Source organism: Bradyrhizobium sp. UFLA05-89, assembly GCF_059803475.1.
This window is the reverse complement of sequence record NZ_JBANBA010000109.1, coordinates 14,728-31,998: the sequence shown is the minus strand read 5'-3', so window position 1 is coordinate 31,998 and position 17,271 is coordinate 14,728. Positions and strand designations below refer to the sequence as shown.

Below are 17,271 nucleotides of genomic sequence, written 5' to 3'. Positions count from 1 at the left end.
TCGTAAGGTCCTAGCAGATAGCACTGATCTAGATAGCTTAGCGTATCAAGTCCAAACCCGTTGCGCGTCATTTCTATCGAATAGAGCATTAGCCATAAGAAGGCGTCGCTGGGCCGCATCAAAAGCGCGGCTCGCAAGTACGTCCCTGCCTTTTCTACCTCGCGGTCGGCTTGGTCAGAGCCATTCCGCTGTTGCGCTTCTTCGGCGATCCGCAGTTGCAAAAGAGCTTGGGCATAAATGACAGCCGCTTGTCGCGTGATCGCAGGAGTAGACGACTCAATCGCCGTGAGCGCGTTCACGAGAATGCCTGGTTTGAACCGATCATCTGCAATGATACGGGCAGTCAAGTCTCGGGCCGGAGCAGCTCTTAAGAAATACGGAAACGCCAGCAAGGGCCACAGCACGGCGACGAGGCCGAACGGCAGCACAAATGCGCGCAAACTCCAGTTGGCGAAGCAACGTTTATTCGACATACCCATAACGGGCGTAATACTTCTGATAGTAGTAGCGGCCGTGATAGGACTCGTAGCGCGCGAGCGCTTTAGTGTCGGCCTTGTTCAGAACCACGCCAAGCAGCTTGTGCTGGATTTCCGGCGAGCCCCGCAGATTGTGCTTGACCACGTCGATATTGGTCCTGCCCCATTCCACCACAAACACGTAGGAATCGACGAAGGAAGAGGTGACGCGCACGTCGACCACCGGGGCCATTGGAGGCATGTCCAAAACCACGTAATCGTATTTCGACCGGAGCTGGGTGATCAGCGCATGCATCGCCTTGGAGGCAAGAATTTCGTTGGTGTGCAGCAGCTTCGAGGTGGTACCCGCTGGTAGGATCGCGAGCTTGGTCACGGAATCGACAACCAGCGCATCCTCAAGCTGCACCCTCTGCGCGATGACGTCGACCAAGCCGATCTTAGCGTCCGGCACCAGCGCGCGTGACAGCGAGGGGTTGCGCAGGTCGGCATCGAGCAGGATGACGCGCGCCCCGCCATGCGCCATGAGCTGGGCGAGATTGGTCGAGAGTGTGCTCTTGCCCTCGTTCGGAAGCGTTGAGATCGCCGCGAGCACGCGGTTTTCGCGCACGATCGAATTCAGATCCACCGCCACCTTCAGCGAACGGATCGCTTCCGAGAAGCGGGACAGCGGATTGTCGACGACATAGCGCAAGAGATCGGGCTCTGGGTTGTTCTTCCTGACAAGCTTACTACCCAGCAGTTTTTCTCCCAGCCCCTGCGCGGAGGCTGTGTTGCCGAGCGCCGGCAGGATGGAGATGCAGTTCGCACCCAGGACTTCCTCCACCTGCCCGGTGGTCCTGAACACCTTGTCGCTGTACTCGCGGGCCATCGCTGAACCGAAGGCGAGCATCAGACCACCCAGCAGGCCGCCCGCAAGGATAATCAGCGATTTCGGGGAGCTCTTCTTCAGCGGCGTTGTCGCCGCGCTGATCACGCGCGCCTCGGTGATCGGGAAGGACTGCTGCTGCACGCTTTCCATGTAGCGCTGCAGGAAATTGTCATACATCGCCTGATAGGACTGCGCGTTGCTCTCGAGCTCGCGCAGCTGCACCTGCGCCTGGTTGGTGAGCTGCGATTCTGAGACGACGTTGTTGAGGCTGGACTTGATGCTCTCCTCGCGAGTCACCGCGATGTCGTATTCACTCTTGTAGGATTCCTGGATGCGCTTCAGCTCGTCCGTGACGTTCTTCTTGATCTCCGCCATTTGTTTGCGCAAGTTGACGGCGGCGAGGTGATCGGAGCCATACTTGGTTGACCAGATCGATTCCTTGGAGGCCATGTCGACATATTGCGCGCGCAGCTTGACAATGGTGTCGTTCTTCAGCGCGTCGGTCACGTTGGCGTCCGGGATATCCTGCTTGAGGATGTCGTTCATGCGGTCGAGCCGCGCCTTGGCCTCGGCGGTGGCCGCATGTGCCAGCACCAACTGGCTGTTCACTTCCGCAAGCTGCTGCTCGTTCATCAGCCGCCCGCCGGTATCGACGATGTTATTGGCGGTCTTGAAATCGACGACCGCCTTCTGCGCGGCGGACGCCTGCGTGCGCAACTCCTTGATGCGGTCCTGCAGCCAGACGCTGGCGCGACGGGTCGCTTGGTACTTCGCCTCGAGCTGGTCGACGATGTAGGCATCTGCGATCGCGTTGGCGATCTTTGCCGCCTTCTGCGGATCGAGTGAGGTGAAGCCGATTTCCATGACGTAGGTGAGGCCGACGCGCTTGATGGTGCGGTTTTTCTCGAAACGCTCCAGCGCCTTGCGGGTTAGCTCGAATTCGGACGAAGCCTGCCCGTCGGAAAAGAGACCGCCAATGAAATCCATAACAGCGCCAAACAGCCCACCGCCGCTCCCGGTGAATTCGGGATCCTCGATCAGGTGCAGGTCGCGGATAACCGCGAGGCTTATGTTCTCGGATTTTAGAATCTCGACCTGGGTCTCTACCGTGGCAGAGTCGACTGCGATGTCGCCGAGCACCGACTGTTGCTGAAACAACTGCACCTTGCGGGTGTCGATCACCATCGAGGCACTCGAGGTAAATTGCGGTGCGGCAGTAAAGAGATAGATGAGCGCCAGGATCACGCAGGCCGAGACGATTGCTACAATGGTCGGGAATTGCCGGCGGATAATTTCGAGATAAGGGGTGAGGATCGGGGACGGGGAGCCGCCGTCCTCGGCGAGATCCCGGTTGATCTCCGACGTCGGCTTATTCACCTGCAGCATTGCGCAATTCCTGAAAGCATCCTCCCATCAATTCTGGAGAACGCATCGACCAAAGACGGTTACGTGAGCGAAGGTACTCAAAGGGCAAAGAACCGACATGCACATAGCATGCTAGCGGCCGCGGCTGAACTCAATTGATGCAGTGCAACGAGATCTGCACATTACATCTTGCACGAAGCTTAACGGGAAATGCGAAACGGCGCCTCGGAAAGCGCCGCTTCATGATCAGATGATGATGCGCGATCGGCTGGACCGCGTCAGACTTGGCTGCAGCTCAGCGACGTGGGCTGGTGCTGCTCGTCGTGCCGCCCACCGAGCCGCTGCCCATGCTCGAGCCTGAGGTCGCGTAGTGCAGGCCGCCGAACGAGGAGGCGCCGCCGTTCGATCCGCCGAACGCAAAGCCGCTCGATCCAGTCGAACCGCCTGCACCGGAGCCACCACCGCCGGCGCCACCGCCGGTTGCCGCGATCGCGACATCGCCGGTTGCGGCCTGGTAGGCGGCGATCACGTCGGCGCTGTTGGTGCCGGCGATTGCGTTCTGGATTTCGGTTGCAAAGGCCTGGTCGCTCTGCGCGGCCATGCGGGCGACCTGGGCGAGACCGGCGACGATCGCGCGCATCTGGTCCTTCGTCGTCGCGGAATCCTTAAGCAGCCCGATCAGGGCGTTGAGCGTCGAGGGATCCGAGGCGCCGAGATCGCGCACACGCGAGATCATCTGCGCACCGCCGGTCGGGAATTGCTGCAACAGGCTGCTCGGCGCGCTCTTGAAATCCGAGATGACCTGGGCCGGCAGCTGACGCTGCGGCGGATAGACGGCAGCGCTCGCGGCCGTTGAAATCGTTGCGGCCAGAGCCGCGGCCGCAGCCAAGCGAAGCGCAAAACGAATCGCGCGCATAATTAGACCCTCCAAAAATATCAGCTTGCCCCCTGCCGCGGGCAAATGACGCGTGCAGCGCGGAACCTAGCCGAACAACCCTCGGCTGTCTACTCATACTGAAAACTTCGTTAAGGCGGCAACTGCTTCAAAAATAGACAGTTTTGTGAACATCAGGCACGCGCCGGGACACCCCTTTTCGTCTTCTCATCCCGCGCACGCTGGGAGCCTCCTGCAACCTGCGCCTCAACCTCCGGCCGAGCCTCGCCCGAGCGCAAGGATTGCGCCAGCCCCGCGCCAAAAAGCGCAAAAAACGGAATGCTGTAGCCGGGGACCTGGAGCGTGAAGTCGAGGCACGAATGCAGCAGCGACAGCGTCGCGGTCGCCGCGGCCGCAAGCGGGATGATGACATCGCGCCGTCGTCCGAACACGCCCTTTGCCAGAATCACAGACATGATGATCCAGGCCGTCGCCACCAAAAGTGCCATGGGGATGCCGACTTCGGAGGCGAGCTCAAGCGGAGTCGAATGCGCCGCATCCCAGATGCCGCGTATCGAAATGTTCGGGCTGCGATAGGGCGGGAAGGCCCACTGGAAGGTGCCCATGCCGGTGCCGAACCACGGGTTGTCGGCGATGATTCGCAAGGTCGACTTCCAAGCCTCCACGCGACCTTCATCGACCAGGCCCTGGCTATCAAAGCGGCTCGAGACCCGCCCGCCAAGCAGTTGCATCAGGCCGAGCGCGACCACCACGCCGGAGCCGAGCGAGATCCAGATCCCCGTCCGCGGCGGCAAGTCTCTTCTCAAGAAGATCGTGAACGACACGATCATGGCGAGCAGCGACAGGCCGACGCCGGCGCGCGAGCCGGTCATGAACATCGCCATCAAACAGACCAGCAAAGCGAGAAGCTGCGGCAGGATTTCCCGTGGCGGAATCTCGGCGAGATCGCGCGAGAGACGTTTCCAGTCGAGGCGTCGCTCAGGAACGCGGCGGCGGACATCCTCCAGAATCAGCAGCATCCAGACCACAGCGGCCGAGCCGAAATAGGCCGCCGCGGTGTTGCGGTTGATGAAGGTGCCGGTAACGCTGCCGAGATAGGCGGTCTTGTCCCGCCACAGGATCATGGTGGGCTCGATCAGGAACGAGGCCACACCATAGAGCGCGTAGACGGCGCCTGAGATGGCGATCACCCAGAGCATGCGGCGCGCCCGCTCGCGGTCTGCCCCGACGGTGATCCCAAGCAGGATCGCCAGGATGTTGGCAAGCGGCGCGCCGAGCGCGAAGAAGGCCTCGTTCTTCACGATGGACACTGACGGGGCGATCTCCTGGCCCAGGAGGTCGGACGCCTGCTTCCAGATGGGATGAAACGGCGCGATCCAGGGGTGATCCGAGAGCTGCTCGTGCAACACGAATGCGTAGGCAGCGATCACGACGGCGATGCCGGCGATCATCCACAGGTGCGGCCTTCGCAAATCGCGCGTCGGCGCCACACTAAGAGCAACGCCAAGACAGAGGCACCAGAACGCGATCGAGAGATCGTTGGTCGAGCCGAATGGGAACGGCGCGCCGGCCACGACGAAGAACAGGATAAAGGTGGCCGGAAGACTCCAAGACCAGCGGATGTTCAGCGAGCCAAGACGCATCCTCGTTACGGCAAGGCCTCTCCTTTAGAGGACGCAATCAATCGGATAGATCTTCAGATCAACGTTCAAACGGCTGTTTCTGGTTTGCGCCCGAAAGGCAAAGAACGAGCCGCCATCATCGCTTGACGGCTCGAGCTTGATTCCGGGGGTGAGCTCGTCCGGCGGCACCAGAAGCCCGATGTGGCGGTTGATCGCGGAAATCTCTATTCTTTTGTGCCCCTCGCCAAAGTCTCCCGCAAGCTGGGTGACCGTGACCTTTGGCAAGCCCCGACGCTGATGGCACGCGTCCTCCTCCCAGATCTTCGTCTGCTTGACCAGCGGTTGGCCGGCGGTGTCAGGGAGCACGATATCGGAAAAGGATGGCCGCAGCATACCGAAAAACCGGCTCTCTTTCGAATTGGCGGACAGGCGCACCGTAAACGACAGCGATCCCTTCGCACCAGGTAGGTCTCTAAGAATCGACGCGTTCGGCTCAGCTGAAACGATCACATCGATCCGATGGCGCACGCCAAAGCTCGTACCAAGGCTCGTTTGAGCCCACGCCGATCCGCCGCCGAGCCAAAGCGCAGCGGCAATCACGACAAGCGCGCGGCCCGGCAACCAGCCTTGCATGTGTTTTCCCTTAAGTTCAGCGAACCGCCTCCTCAACAAAAATGGCACCGGGAAAGCCCGGTGCCATTTCTTCTCGTTCGTATCGGGCCGATCTTACGGCGCCAACTTGATGTTGTTGCGGAAGATCAGCGTGTCGTTGGCGAGGTTCACCGCATCAGAGCCAGTCGCCATGATCACCCGCAGATAGGTCAGGAACTTAGCAACTTCGACGTTGCGCGAGTTCGAGACGTAGATGATGTCGCCGTTCTTCATCATGACCTTGGTGGCGAGGAAGAAGCCGCCCGGATCACGGAAGTTCACGTTGAAGATGACCGGGATCGTATCAGAGGTGTATTTGTTGACGTCGACGCCGAGCTGGGCAGCAACCTCACGCGGCTCGCGACGATAGAGGAACACGGCAGCCGGATCGGCCTGAGCGTCGAGGAGACCACCGGCCTTACCGACCGCTTCGCCGAGATTGATGCGCCAGGCGTCGAAGTTGAACTCGCCGCTCTGCCCGCTAGCACCGAACGCCAGGAACTTCTGCTGCTCGCGATAGACGTAGATGCTGTCGTCAGGACGCACGTAGATATTGTTCTCAGGCGCCATGACCAGGTTCTCGAACGGCACAGTGGCGCGCTTGCCCTGGCGCTCCAGCATGACCCAGGTCTCGAAGCCCTGACCCTTGATGCCGCCGGAACGAGTGATGGCGTCAAGCACCCTGTCCTTCGCGCCCGCCGCGCTCGCCGGGAAACGGGTCGGCGTATTGACTTCACCGAGCACGCTGATGAGCTGCGTCCGCTGCGAGGACATCGCCACGACAACCTGCGGCTCGATGGCGCGGTTGGCGATCTTCTCAACGATCGAACGCTGGATTTGGACTGCGGTGAGGCCCGCCGCCTTCACCTGACCGGCATAGGGCACTGTGATGAAGCCGTCATTGTCGACGGTCTGATCTGGGATCGTCACGAAGTTGCCGGGACGAACGCCGGCTTCCGCCGGGATGAACAGACCGCCTGCAGCGGCTTCGAAGATGGTGACGCTGACGACGTCGCCGATGCCGAACACGATGCTGGCCGGCGGCCGCTTGTCTGTGAACGCACCTGCAAGCCCCTTGGGCTCGTGAGTGTGCAGGATCTTGACCGTGGCCGGATTCAGCGGGACGAGTTCATACTCCGGCGCGCTGGCCGTCTGAATGTGATTGTTAACGTCATCCGTGAGAGGTCCCGAACCGGGATTGGTCGAACAGGCGCCTAGCGCCAAAGCCACCGCCAAAAACGCCGGCTTGAATACAAAAGTCTTGGCAAAGGAATGCATGAATCGCGCCCACATAGTCCCCATTTACCCCTGAAGTGGTACGGCGGGTTGGGCGGTGCGACAAGAGTTCCACGCCGTTTCGCAAGCGTTATGGCGACGACTGTTGCTTGCAGGCAACTCTTAGGAACTCCAGCTAAGCCTTTGTGACCATTTGGTGTAACTTTCTTGCTCGATCGGTGGGCAGCGTGCCCGATGTGGGGCCGCTGCAAAATCGGTGGCCGTCCTGATAGAAGTCCGAACCGTTCAACTGATGGGAGTCCCCGTGCCCGTTTTTGCCATTGCCTTGCTCGGACCGCTGCTATCGATCCCGCAGGGGGCTCCCGTCGGGAACCGCTGCCAGAGCGGCCCTCCGGCCTTGGGTTCCGCCTGCGTCTTTTCAATTGCCGCGCCGGCCGCCCCCTCCTCCACCTGGAAATTCACCCGGACGCAGGGGGCTAAGGAGGGGGAAAGCTTCGCCGCCATCATGAAGACGGCCGACACGACTCAATCCGATCTCGACTTTGCCGGCCTGATCGTCCGCTGTGCGCCGAAGGGCAAGATCGACGTGCTGGTCGCGTTGATCCGCCCCCTCCCACCCCGAAGCCGCCCCCAAGTGACAATCACCTCGGCCTCAGGCGGCTCCCAGACTTTTGAGGCCAGCATGGCCGGCGCCGGCGTTGCCGTGCTGCTGCCCGACGAAGTCGCCGCCTTCGCCGGGGGCAAGTGGCAGGTGACGGCCTCGCTGACCGTCACGGTCAAAGAAAAAGAAAGCGGCAGCGAAATCAAAGGTCTGGTTGCCCTGAATGGGTTGCGGGAGGCCTTTAATTCGCTGCTCACGAATTGCGGCCAATAGGCCAAGTTTAGCCATACGACTTAAGGGTGTCTTAGGGTCTGGAACCTTAGGGTCCGGAGCACGGGGAGTGTTTCGGATGGCTGAGTTCTTGATCTTTAGTTTTCTCGTGGGAGCGGTGTTGGGCCAGCGTTTCCGCGTATTGGTACTCCTGCCGTTGACGCTCGCGATCGGGCTGATCGCCATCCCGATCGGCATGATCGCTCAAATCGCATTTCTTGAGGGGTTGAAGGATTTCGCACTGTGCGCAACCGCGCTTCAGGGCGGGTATCTGTTTGGATCGCTGGCGCGTTTCTGGCTGGCCGCGGCGCGTGCCTCCCGCGTCTTCGTGCGGCCGCTGAAAACCGCGCGCTGAAGTCTTCCCCTCCGCACGATCTGAAGGTCTTCCCACGCGATTTGCAAATTCCATCCACACCATCCGCGCCTGATGGCGCATTGTGATGGGGCCGCCCGCTTGAAATGGGGCTGACGGCTTGTATGGTGGCCTCACTGTTTCAGGCCTTTGTTCGAGCGCGCCGGTTGTCCCTCGCTTATTTTGCCCTCATCTTATCCATTGCTTCGGCAACCATCCTCGAAATCGGCGGCGCCAGGTTCGGTGCACAGCTCGGGATCGCGGCAGCCAGCGTCAGCCTGCTTGCTGCCTCGCTCAATGCAGGAAAGGCCGACTACGAACACTACCTGCGGGCGAGCTCGTGGGTCGGTTGGGTTTTGGTCGCAATACCCGCCGCTATCGCGCTGCAGATGATCCCAGTGCCGCTTGGCGTAGCGCACCCGATCTGGGCCGGCGTCCATGACGCGGTGGGCGGCCTTGCTCTCGGACCTATCACCGCCGACTTCGGCCTGACGTTGAATGCCCTGCTCGTTTCGCTTGCGGCTGTTTCGCTGCTCGGCGTGACCATCGTAGTAGCGCGCGATCGCGGCCGCGCCGAATTGATCCTGTTCGTCTTGAGCGGGATCACCACGCTATCCGCGCTGACGCTGGATCTGCACCGCATATCGCCAGCCTTGGGCGACGCATCGCCCGCGGGACTCGCAACCAGTCTTGCCGGCTTTGGCTTGCTGCTCAACCTTGCCGTCATGCAATTGGCGGCAGAGCGCGCCGAGACGCGTCACCCCCTCTCACGCTCCCTCGCTGTGGGAGCTTGCGGCCTGATCGCCGCGCTGATCAACGCGCTCGCCATCTTTGGATTTTCGAACACGAACAGCGCCGTTGCGGCCAGCCTCGGCTTTGTGCTGTTCGTGCTCATCCTGATCATTCGACGCCTGGACCTGTCGACCATCGCGGCCACAGCGCTGTCAATTGCGGCTCTCATCGGCACAGGCATCGTGCTGGGCTTCGTGTTCGAGAAGAGCTCGGGATCCGCCTTGCTGCGGTTGGTCTCCGAGCTCCCGGGCGAAACCAGAGCCACACTCGAGCGGATGCTGGCGGATACTCGCTGGTTCGGCGCAGGTGCAGGCAGCTTTGCGGCCGTAGCGAGGATCTATCAGAGCGACCCCGGTGAGGCATTGCGGCCGCCCTCGGTAGCGGCCGCCATTTTCATCGACATGGGGTGGATTGGCCTTGCTGCCGCTATTGTCGTAGCGAGCGTGCTGTTGGCGCGGCTTTTCTTAGGTGCCTTGGAGCGAGGTCGCGACTCGTTCTTCCCCGCGGCTTCCGCGGCCTGCCTCTGCTTCGCGCTTGTCGAGAGCTTCGCAAGTCCCGGCCTGCTGCACCCCGCAGCAATCCTTTGCCTCTCGGTGATGGTAGGCCTTGGGCTGTCGCAAAGCATCAGCTCACGCTAGCAGCCAGAGCCTCAGACGTTGCGATCCCCCAAGGATGCCCAATAGTTCGGGTTCTTCGGCGATTGAATACGCACCCAACGATAGGGCTTCTTCGACCACGGCAGGATGTGCGAGGTGAGATTGTCCAGCACGAGGTCGCCAGAGAAGGTGCGCACCACGACGACAAGGTGATGCTCGCCCCAGGTGGTCACGACCTCGCTGAGCAAAACCGAGCGGGCCGGCCAGCCCTTTGCGATCAGATCGTGGCGTTTTGTCACAGCGTAGTCGTTGCAGTCGCCGCTGGTCGGGTGCAGCAGCCACTTCTCGCCGCGCAGACCCTCCAGATTGGGCTCGGGCCGGATCGCAGCGTTGACCTCTTGGTTCACGTCCTGAAGCTGTGCCACGCGCTGGGGCGTCAGTTTCAGCCGACCGCCCCTGAACACCATGCGAGGCGGCTTGCATTCGTTCCCGTACTTCAAGCAGAACATCGTGAATGCCATGGGCGCCAGCGTCGGCTGATCGAACTTGATGTATTGAATGGCCCCGCGCAGGTTGATCGGTGCGGAGACGAAGGCCGCCTTGGCACTCTGCTGAACCCCGATCGCAGCCCCGAACACGGCGGCTGCAACGGTTAGGAATTTTGCTACTTTGCGCACTGTGCGCCCCCCGTTTTTCTTCGGGAGACCCTACAAAAGGCGTCTTGAAATACGGCTCACCGGGGCAGTCGCCATTGAATCAAACTCAAGGCGACGCTTTCTGAAACAATTAACAATACCGAGTGGACACTTGCTCTGCTAAGAGCACGATGATTTGCGCAGCTCAAGAAACAGGCGATTCGACCGACCAAATGGGCCTTTCCCGACGCTTACGTAAGAAGACCAAGCCCCGGCTTCCCGATGGCGTCCGCGTCTATGCGATCGGCGACGTGCACGGTCGCTCCGATCTGCTTCAATCCCTGTTAACCGTGATTGATGCAGATCTTGCACGCTCCGCGCCCGGGCGCGCCATCCAGGTCTTCCTTGGCGACTATGTCGACCGCGGTCCTGACTCGCGCGGGGTGCTCGACCTTTTGATCGATCGCTCAAGGACCCATGAGACGGTGTGCTTGAAAGGTAACCACGAGATCTTCCTGCTCGAGGTGTTGAAGGACCCGGCCCGATTGCAGGAATGGCGCCACTATGGCGGCCTGCTCACGCTGGTTTCCTACGGCATCACGCCCACCATGAATCCCAGCGCAGAGGAGCAGGTCGAGCTGATCGAGCGGCTGAAGCGCGCTATTCCGCCCGAGCATCTGGCGTTTCTCCGGCAGCTCCCATCCTCCTTCACCTGTGGCGACTTCTTCTTCGTCCACGCCGGTGTGAAGCCGGGTGTCCCGCTCGAGCGACAACGCGACGAAGACATGCTCTGGATCCGAGAAGAATTCCTCGCCTCCGAGGAGCGCTTCGGAAAGTATGTCGTCCACGGCCACACGCCGGTCAGCGCGCCGGATATCCGAGCGAACCGCATCAACATCGATACCGGCGCCTACGCCACGGGCAACTTGACCTTGCTGACGATCCAAGGCGATAGTCTGCTTGCGCTCTAGCGGTTGGCTCTACACATTCGGGCTCGCCGCAAAAATTAGTTACTTAGAGTTCATCTCATGCACTCGACGAAATGGCTTCGCGGCCTTGGTATCTGCATTGCAACGGTGCTGATCCTTTACGCCGGGTTGAGTTTCTATGGTGATGTTGTGCCGCAGAGATTCCGCGCCAGCGACGTATTCGCGGGCCCCCTCGCGCCGACGAACGCCAACGAATCATCTGGCGGCAGCTTTGCGCGGCTGGTGTCGTTTGATGGCGACTTGCTGGCGAGTGAGGCCGCGCGGATGGCAGCTCAGGTCATCCACCATCCGGCCAGCGACGCTAACGCTCGGGCCACGGACAACAAGTCGGCGCAAGGCGCCTTAACCGCGGCGCTCAAGATCTCTCCGATCCGACCCGCACTTTGGCTGGCGCTAGGAACGCTGAAAGCCGAAATGCGCGAACCGGCGACAGCATCGCTGAAGATGTCCTATTTGACCGGCACGGTCCCGGTGGACGTAGCATTTTCCAGGCTTCAGACCGTGACATCGACCTCGGCAGCATCTGACGAGGAAGTTCGGCTCTTGGCCCAATCAGACATCCGCTCGGCGCTCGCGAGCCGCGCACGCTTCGATGCGCCCTTGATCGCCGTGTATGTGCAAGCATCCCCAGAAGGGAAATCGCTTCTGCTCAGAGCGACCCAAACCATCGATCCCAAGTTCAACGCATTGCTGAAAAAATACTAGAGCGCGATCCGGAAAAGTGTGAAGCGGTTTTCCCTCACGACAAACGCGGAACGCTGCGCGGAGATGCCAAATCATAACCTTAAGCGTGATGACGATTCATCCCAATCTCATCGCGCTTTGTTCATCTACCCCGGCTCTCAGCGCCTGGATCCTGGCGCCATCGGAACGAAATCCTCCTCGCGCCGGGGCTGGTCCGATCCGCCCTGATAAACAAACATGCCCTTCTTGGTCTTGACGATGTCACCGCGCTGCAAGCTTTCGTCGTTGAGGACGCGCTCGCTTGCGACGATATCGGGATCCTCTGGGATCGGCGCATTGAGCTCGGGACGTTCGCGACGCTCGCGCGCGACGTCCTTTGCCCGCCGCTTTGCCTCTTCAACCCGTTGCCGCCATTCGTCGCGCGAGGGCTCGGGCGGACCCGGCGAGATAAAATCGTTGAGCGTTGGCCCGGGCTCGTCCTGCGCCAAGCAGACGGGCAGCGATTGAAGAAGCCCGACAGCAAGGATGACAACAACGGCAACGCTGCGGGAGCCATGTCTTCCCTGCGCGAAAACCGCGCCGATGTGGTGAGCGGTCTGCAACGTCACAGCTCCTGGAGAATGGGGGCCACGGACAAGATGGACGAGCGCCTCAATTCGAGCTCACCTCGTACTTGATTGCAAGAAGGGCTATTCGCAGGCAACCTTGTCTTTCAATTCATATGGCTCGGGCTGTTTTTCGCAGCCGCGCTCCCTTTTGCGGAACGGGGCCGGGCTTTGGCGCCTTACCGCCGGCTTGAGGCGCTACCCCGCGTCCTGTTTCCGTAGTACGGCACAGCGCGACCGCCCCTGGTAAGCGGAGCTTGGATCCGGCTCGGAATATTCGGGGTTGCGTTCGGGGACGCGGGCTGGGACGGGTTGACAATGATCACGTTGCGATTAGGCGTCGAGGGGTCGTTGACCCCCTGAGCGGAGACGGCGCCCACCGGGCTGACAAGCGCGACCACGACCAGAATGACACGGTTCATCACAATATCTCCCGAGCAAGAACGTCGGGGAGGCAGCCACTGTTCCTTCAGGGCTCCTTCACGCTCATTGGGGCCGATTACCGAGGCACGGCAACCAGCTTGCCATCTTTCCAAACCCCTTGAGCCGCCATTCCGACGGGCAAGCTACCGGTCGTAAGGTTTCGGATCGCCGTCGGCCGCGATGGGCTCTGCGTCGTCTGCGTCTTGTTCGTGCTCGTGGTCACGATGCTGGTGCTGGTCACGTTGGCCGGATCCTTCACGCCCTGCGCCAAGGCAGGCTGCATCAGAAGGGCCGAAAGCGTGAGAGCTGGCAGGATGACGCGCATGGTCGAGCACCGGTAATAGACATTTTCCGGAAGTGTCACAGGTTTCTGTGCAAAAGCAAGCGTCTTGGCGGACCTAATTGTCCCGGTAGTGCTTCGGTGATGTGGGCCCGTTGCGCGCAAAAACCTAGCGAACGAGCGTCATCCGCGCTACTTGATCGGCTTGATGACCGATCCCGGCGATACCACCGACACGACCGCGAAGACGCAGGCGATCAGGGCCGAGTTCGTTCGTGTCCTCTCCGAACGGGTCCGCTCCATCTCGACCGACCCACAGCAGATGCGGAACATGGTCTATGAGCTCGCCCGTCTCAAGCTCCTGGAACAGTTCACGCACGCAGACGCTCGCGAGTCTCGTGAGATATTGCAGGTCCTGGAACGCGCTTTTCAAGACGTTGAGCAGTCCTTCGCGCGCAACGATGCGCCGGTTCCGCCGGATGGCGCATCCCCATTGCCTCCGGCCACGAAAGGCTTTCCTGCCTCCTTCCCTAAGGTCGAAGGAGAGACACCACGTCCTTCCGTTGCGGCTTCTCCCCCACGGCTAGCCGACCGGCCCAAACGAGCCGGAAACATCAACTTCGTTGTCCGCCTCGCCGCGATCCTCCTGCTCGTTGCGATTGTTGGCACTATCATCGCGTCTTGGCCGCGGGTCAGAACGCAATTCGCCGCGCTATCGCAGCGCTCTTCCACGGCCGCGCAACCCCAACCAGCACCCGCCCCACCTGCGAGCGAAAGCGCCGAGCGGCTTTCGGGCGTACAAAAGGAGGTGCCCCAGCCCGCGCCTCCCGCGATGCCTTTACCGGTCACCTTTGGCGTTTACGTTTTAAGCGATGGCCAGCTTCAAGAGCTGAAGATGGTGCCCGGCAAGATCCCCGATCGCCGCGTTGCGATTTCGGCCGCGATCACCACGCCCAGCGCAACCACGGTAACCAGCGGAGACGTCAAGTTCATCGTGTTCAGGCCAGATGGAGGCATCGACGCCGCCGGCACGGAAGTCCGGGTCGTCGCAAAAGTTTCACGCTCCATGGGTGTCGATGCCACGGGGAAGGCGGCGATGGTGAATGCCGGCGACTCCTGGGTCATCCGTAGCATGTCCTTCCCCTACAAGGTCGGTCCCGTCGAGGATCAACCCAGGATGCTGTTGCTGCAGCCAGAGCAGGACGGCTTCACGCTCTCGCCAGGCCGCTACATCGTGGTGGTCAAAGGCATGGGCTATGATTTCACCGTGGCCGGTGACGTGACCGACCCGAACCAGTGTGTTGAGCGCATCAACGCGATCAACGGCGCGTTCTATTCGCCCTGTCCGCCGCGACGATAGCTAGCCATGCCAACTACTTGGCGGCCTTGCTGTCTTTCGGTGTGTCCGCCGGCGCGTCGTCGACCTTGCCGTTGTTCTCAACGCATTTGTTGAAGTAGTCGCGCTGCTGCTTGGCCGTTCCCTTGGTGCTGCCTGCGGCGGGATTGCCGATCTGCCTCGGCGGAAAGGCTTTGGCTACGGCCGCATCGCACGTGCGCGCCACCTCCGCGGTAATCGCCGAAGCAGCCGCGGGCGCGACCAACGTCAGGACAAATGCAAATCCAATCGCCTTGCGCGAGATGTTGAGAATCACCAGGCAGCTCCATCAGTTCTCGGAGAGTTTTCTCGTGGAACATAGCAAAAAGTGTCGGCGGTCCAAATGACCAAATGCCGCCTCACCGAAAACCGAAGCGATCCTGCCGCAGCGGCCCTCGCGCCAGCGCACGCTCTGAGGAATGCGGTTGCTCCAGCCGGATCAGTTTTCGTTAGCCTTGGGTGAACTGGAAGGCCACACGACCAAATCACTTTGGAGCGCCGCTTGCGGTAACCATCGCATGAACCCCGATCGGCGCCTTTATCTCTGCTAAGTCGGCACGGGAGGCCCCAGAGGCCTGGACTCTCGGACCGGCACTCAAGTGAGCGCAGGTGACTTGAAGTCCGGGAAACGGGTCAGCATCGCAGCTTTAACGAACTTCAGATGCGAGATTGTCGCAGCCAAATCCTTGAGCCGCCGCTGACCGTTGGAGATTTCGGACGCGAACAGGTCCTGATGGTAATTGTCCAGGGGCTCACGTTCCAGATATTCGTCGGTGCCGTTGCCGAACGTAACAGACGCGCGAGCGAGCGCGTCGTCAACGCGCCGGTTTAGTCCGCCCTGCTCTCTCTCAGCATCCTGCAGGGCGGCATCGATCGCCGCCATGATCGACGCGATCCTTGCTCGATCCGTTTCGGCATCGCGCTCGACAGAGCGCGCCCTGAAGCGCTGCTCATCGCGGCGAAGACTCAGTAGATTTTGTGCGCGCGCTCTCAGGAATAGCTGGAACATCTGGGCCATCCCACGTGAAGGCATTCCGGCCAGCAGCATCGGCCAGCCATGGTTAAGAAAGCCTAAACCGTGCTCCCTCCGGGTCCGTACATCCGAGCGTCTCACGCCTTTTCGGACTCGGCTCAGCACACTTCTTGGACAGCCAAGACACAAGAAAAGCCGCAATGCGACGCGGAGAGGAATGAGGCGACCAGAGCGACGATGGGACCTCGGGCAGACCTATGCGATCGCGAACTGCGCGGGTTCCTGGTCCTCACTTCGTGCTGGCACAGTTGTCCTGCGGCGAGTCGTAGGGGTCAGTCTCGAGAGGCGCGAGGCGAGTCTCGTGCCGCGAGATCGCCAAAGCCGCGAGAACGGTGCGGTTTGAGATGTCGAGCTTTTGGAAAATATGATGAAGGTGGACCTTAATGGTCCCATTAGCAACATTGAGACGCCGCCCAATCTCCTTGTTCGACAATCCTTCAGATACGAGTCGCATGATCTGGCGTTCGCGCTCGGTTAATTGTCGGTGAGGCTTCTCCGAGCCTATTTCACCCTGCTGTTCCACCTCCTCGCGCGAGGTGACCGGCGACGGTAGACCTTGCGCAACCCGTCGCAAGGTCCGGAGCAGCATCTCAGGGTCGGCGTCTTTGGTGAGTACGCTGTGGACCCCCTCCGCAGTCATGGTGCTGCGCTCCGCAGACGTGGTGAAGAATATCACGCGAGTAGCCAGTCCTTCGGACTTTACGAGTGCAAGTATTTCGCGCCCGCCGATGTCGGGCATCAATGGCTCCAGAATTGCGATATCAGGCATGTAACGGCGCATTGCTTCGATACAGCTGACCCCATCCTCGCATGCTGCAAGGATCGTGAAGTCGAGCTGCGCCGCTAGAACGCTAGCTAGCCCTTCCCGGACAATCGGATGCCGGTCAGCAATAATCAGCGTGGTGCGCCGCATGCGGTCCTCAGCCTATCTCGATAGAAACCGACAGCGGGGCAGATTAGTCCAATCGGGCAAAACTTTTTCTAAAGCGCCGACATAAAATTAACTAACTTTGCAGAAAGCTAGCCCCGCTCCTGACGAGCCAAACAACTAATAATGGTGGGATTATGTTAACTCTTGCGGCGAGCGAAAACAGCTCCGATAGAATACGGCCGCGGCATCAGGGCCACATTATCGCAAAAAGCCGCGACACTTCAGCACGTTTTGGTAGTTAAATCCTAGGTGTTCGCCTTTAAAATGTCAAAACTTGAACCACGCCTGGTGTGTTGTCACGATAACCAGCATCACTTGGTCACATCTGCCGCCTATAACCAACGATATATAGGGATATTCAAGCCGGCCATCTAAGGTTCAATTCAATCCTGTGAGCCCTTACAATCTTCTCAAGGCGCCGAGCTGACAGAGGGCCATTCGAGGATCAAGTTACACACCCAAATAGTCATACTAATCCGTACAGGGTTGACATTCAGAAATCCACGCTCGGATCGTCAACATAGGGAGGCATTGATGTCACGGGGAGCTATTTAACAATTCGGTTATTCAACAATTTTCTCAGTTGAGGCTT

General features: G+C 60.4%; 18 protein-coding genes. 6 read left to right on the top strand and 12 right to left on the bottom strand.

Annotation, left to right across the window (positions count from 1 at the left end; genetic code table 11):
• The 6 genes from SO139_RS36935 to SO139_RS36910 all read right to left on the bottom strand — a co-directional run.
• Window positions 1-473, bottom strand: a 473-nt coding sequence (locus SO139_RS36935) for a hypothetical protein (RefSeq protein ID WP_498541566.1), incomplete at its 3' end; no start/stop codon positions are given.
• The gene (locus tag SO139_RS36930; protein WP_498541565.1) at window positions 463-2,730 is read right to left on the bottom strand and encodes a polysaccharide biosynthesis tyrosine autokinase; all 2,268 of its coding nucleotides are present in this window, start codon (window positions 2,728-2,730) and stop codon (window positions 463-465) included. The genes SO139_RS36935 and SO139_RS36930, both read right to left, overlap by 11 nt.
• 274 nt (window positions 2,731-3,004) lie before the next feature.
• A complete protein-coding gene (locus SO139_RS36925) occupies window positions 3,005-3,625 on the bottom strand; it encodes a hypothetical protein (RefSeq protein ID WP_449382011.1) in 621 nt (206 codons plus the stop codon).
• A gap of 152 nt (window positions 3,626-3,777) precedes the next feature.
• Window positions 3,778-5,247 carry an O-antigen ligase family protein gene (locus SO139_RS36920; protein WP_474802438.1) on the bottom strand — a complete coding sequence of 490 codons (1,470 nt, stop codon included), beginning with the start codon at window positions 5,245-5,247 and terminating at the stop codon, window positions 3,778-3,780.
• 24 nt (window positions 5,248-5,271) lie between these two features.
• The gene (locus SO139_RS36915; protein ID WP_449382013.1) at window positions 5,272-5,859 is read right to left on the bottom strand and encodes a hypothetical protein; all 588 of its coding nucleotides are present in this window, start codon (window positions 5,857-5,859) and stop codon (window positions 5,272-5,274) included.
• Between the two features lie 93 nt (window positions 5,860-5,952).
• Entirely contained in the window at window positions 5,953-7,155 is a 1,203-nt protein-coding gene (locus SO139_RS36910) for a polysaccharide biosynthesis/export family protein (protein ID WP_449382014.1), read from the bottom strand.
• 262 nt (window positions 7,156-7,417) lie between these two features.
• On the opposite strand from SO139_RS36910, the gene SO139_RS36905 reads away from it, so the two are divergent.
• From SO139_RS36905 to SO139_RS36895, 3 genes are all read left to right on the top strand, one after another.
• Window positions 7,418-7,987 carry a hypothetical protein gene (locus SO139_RS36905; protein WP_498541564.1) on the top strand — a complete coding sequence of 190 codons (570 nt, stop codon included), beginning with the start codon at window positions 7,418-7,420 and terminating at the stop codon, window positions 7,985-7,987.
• A gap of 76 nt (window positions 7,988-8,063) precedes the next feature.
• Window positions 8,064-8,339 (top strand): hypothetical protein, encoded by a 276-nt coding sequence (locus SO139_RS36900; protein WP_449382016.1) that lies wholly within the window; start codon window positions 8,064-8,066, stop codon window positions 8,337-8,339.
• A 164-nt stretch (window positions 8,340-8,503) separates the two neighbouring features.
• Window positions 8,504-9,766: a hypothetical protein gene (locus SO139_RS36895; protein WP_449382017.1), complete on the top strand. Its 1,263-nt coding sequence runs from the start codon at window positions 8,504-8,506 to the stop codon at window positions 9,764-9,766.
• An 11-nt stretch (window positions 9,767-9,777) separates the two neighbouring features.
• On the opposite strand, the gene SO139_RS36890 is transcribed toward SO139_RS36895, so the two are convergent.
• On the bottom strand, window positions 9,778-10,401 hold the full coding sequence (locus SO139_RS36890) for a transglutaminase-like cysteine peptidase (RefSeq protein ID WP_449382018.1): 624 nt from the start codon (window positions 10,399-10,401) through the stop codon (window positions 9,778-9,780).
• Window positions 10,402-10,592: 191 nt separating this feature from the next.
• Here SO139_RS36890 and SO139_RS36885 point away from each other — a divergent pair, with 191 nt between their 5' ends.
• Both SO139_RS36885 and SO139_RS36880 read left to right on the top strand, forming a co-directional pair.
• Window positions 10,593-11,330: a metallophosphoesterase family protein gene (locus SO139_RS36885; protein WP_449382019.1), complete on the top strand. Its 738-nt coding sequence runs from the start codon at window positions 10,593-10,595 to the stop codon at window positions 11,328-11,330.
• A 57-nt stretch (window positions 11,331-11,387) separates the two neighbouring features.
• On the top strand, window positions 11,388-12,053 hold the full coding sequence (locus SO139_RS36880; protein WP_474803406.1) for a hypothetical protein: 666 nt from the start codon (window positions 11,388-11,390) through the stop codon (window positions 12,051-12,053).
• 137 nt (window positions 12,054-12,190) lie between these two features.
• Here SO139_RS36880 and SO139_RS36875 read toward each other — a convergent pair whose 3' ends face one another.
• Both SO139_RS36875 and SO139_RS36870 read right to left on the bottom strand, forming a co-directional pair.
• Entirely contained in the window at window positions 12,191-12,634 is a 444-nt protein-coding gene (locus SO139_RS36875) for a hypothetical protein (protein WP_474803403.1), read from the bottom strand.
• Between the two features lie 502 nt (window positions 12,635-13,136).
• Window positions 13,137-13,385 carry a hypothetical protein gene (locus SO139_RS36870; protein WP_449382022.1) on the bottom strand — a complete coding sequence of 83 codons (249 nt, stop codon included), beginning with the start codon at window positions 13,383-13,385 and terminating at the stop codon, window positions 13,137-13,139.
• Between the two features lie 163 nt (window positions 13,386-13,548).
• Between SO139_RS36870 and SO139_RS36865 the strand changes: the two genes are divergently transcribed.
• Window positions 13,549-14,700, top strand: a complete 1,152-nt coding sequence (locus SO139_RS36865) for a hypothetical protein (RefSeq protein ID WP_474803400.1) — start codon at window positions 13,549-13,551, stop codon at window positions 14,698-14,700.
• Between the two features lie 13 nt (window positions 14,701-14,713).
• Here the strand turns inward: SO139_RS36865 and SO139_RS36860 are convergent, their stop codons facing one another.
• From SO139_RS36860 to SO139_RS36850, 3 genes are all read right to left on the bottom strand, one after another.
• Window positions 14,714-14,992, bottom strand: a complete 279-nt coding sequence (locus SO139_RS36860; protein WP_474803397.1) for a hypothetical protein — start codon at window positions 14,990-14,992, stop codon at window positions 14,714-14,716.
• A gap of 318 nt (window positions 14,993-15,310) precedes the next feature.
• Window positions 15,311-15,724 (bottom strand): hypothetical protein, encoded by a 414-nt coding sequence (locus tag SO139_RS36855; RefSeq protein ID WP_474803394.1) that lies wholly within the window; start codon window positions 15,722-15,724, stop codon window positions 15,311-15,313.
• A gap of 253 nt (window positions 15,725-15,977) precedes the next feature.
• Entirely contained in the window at window positions 15,978-16,661 is a 684-nt protein-coding gene (locus SO139_RS36850) for a LuxR C-terminal-related transcriptional regulator (RefSeq protein ID WP_449382026.1), read from the bottom strand.
• Between the last annotated feature and the right edge of the window lie 610 nt (window positions 16,662-17,271).